We start from the raw sequence: 1,415 nt of genomic DNA, 5'->3' as shown, positions 1-1,415 counted from the left end.
TCTGGCGGAACTGATCCGTTACAACTTTGCGGCGGAAGGCTTTGACATCACCCACACCAGCGACGGCGACGATGCGCTGCTGCTGGTGCACGAGGATCGGCCCGATCTGGTGCTGCTTGACTGGATGCTCGAGGGGGCGTCGGGGATCGAAGTGTGCCGCCGGCTGCGGCGGGCAGCGGAAACCGCTTCGCTGCCGATCATAATGCTGACGGCGCGCGCCGACGAGGGGGACCGCGTGCGCGGGCTGGAAACCGGCGCCGACGATTATGTGACGAAGCCCTTTTCGCCGCGCGAACTGGTTGCGCGGGTGCGGGCACTGCTGCGAAGGCTGCGGCCGGCGCTTTCCGGGGCGACGTTGGTGCATGGCGGTGTCGAGATGGATACCGCCGCGCACCGGGTGCTGCGGAACGGCCAGCCGGTGCAACTTGGGCCGACCGAGTTCCGCCTGCTGCGCCACTTTCTGGAACATCCAAAGCGCGTGTTCAGCCGCGAACAGTTGCTGGATGCGGTGTGGGGCCGCGACGCCGACGTCGAACTGCGGACGGTCGACGTGCACATCCGGCGCCTGCGGAAAGCGATCAATGCAGAGGGCTTGCCCGACCTGATCCGCACGGTGCGATCGGCGGGGTATGCACTGGACGTGGCGCAACAAACCACCGTTTGAACAGTGCCGACAGGCAGTTGTGCCGGATTGCCGATCATGTATCCTGCTGATGCGCAGCGAACACTGCGCCGTATTTGTGTGGGAGATTCATCATGGGCGCGACGAGAATTATGGGTCTTGCAGCACTGTCGGCCGGAGCGCTTGCTTTGGCTGGTTGCCAGACATCGACGGGCAGCGGTGCCGCGCGTGGCGCTGCGATGGGCACTGCAACCGGCGGCAGCGCCGCTGCGGGCGCCGTGATCGGCGGCACGGTGGGCGCAACGCAGGGCGGAGATACGGCGCAGGGTTCCGTGCGTGGCGCGGCGCGCGGCGCGGCTGCGGGCGTGGCTACCGGCGGCAGCGCCACACGTGGCGCCATCATTGGCGGAACGGCGGGTGCAATCCGCGCGGCAAACGCCGACGAGCCTGCCGGAACCTGCTATGAAGTCGCCACCAACAAGCAGGTTCCCTGCCCGCAGTAGGCGGGCCTGCAACCGGCAGAATTGTCTGCCCGCAATACGCGGGCTTTCGGCTTCCCCGGCTTGCTGCGGACAGGTCGCAGGCTGTTTTGTCGAACGGCCTGCGTCTTTTTGCGAGGGTTGGCAAACCCGGTCGGCAGTGCTTATCGCCATCCCGAACGGTCGTGGTGCCGGATTTTTCGATACGGGCCGCCCGAAACCTGAAGGGAACATCATATGACCATCCGCTATGACAATCGCGTTGCCATCGTGACGGGCGCCGGTGGCGGCCTCGGCCGGCGTTATGCGCTGGA

At 66.4% G+C, this 1,415-nt stretch carries 2 protein-coding genes; both read left to right on the top strand.

Annotated elements, in window-relative coordinates; translation table 11 throughout:
• Nucleotide 1 precedes the first annotated feature (1 nt).
• Nucleotides 2-664, top strand: a complete 663-nt coding sequence (phoB, locus tag AC16JP_RS11780) for a phosphate regulon transcriptional regulator PhoB (protein ID WP_484340809.1) — start codon at nt 2-4, stop codon at nt 662-664.
• Between the two features lie 92 nt (nt 665-756).
• The gene (locus AC16JP_RS11775) at nt 757-1,125 is read left to right on the top strand and encodes a hypothetical protein (protein ID WP_484340808.1); all 369 of its coding nucleotides are present in this window, start codon (nt 757-759) and stop codon (nt 1,123-1,125) included.
• Nucleotides 1,126-1,415: the final 290 nt, after the last annotated feature.

Source organism: Sandaracinobacteroides sp., from assembly GCF_057137845.1.
Note: the sequence above shows the minus strand (reverse complement) of the source record. Positions and strands in the feature narration are given on the sequence as shown.

Bases quoted from the DNA above. Each gene is read 5' to 3' on its own strand.
- AC16JP_RS11775 (WP_484340808.1), top strand. From the start codon at position 757: ATGGGCGCGACGAGAATTATGGGTCTTGCAGCACTGTCGGCCGGAGCG.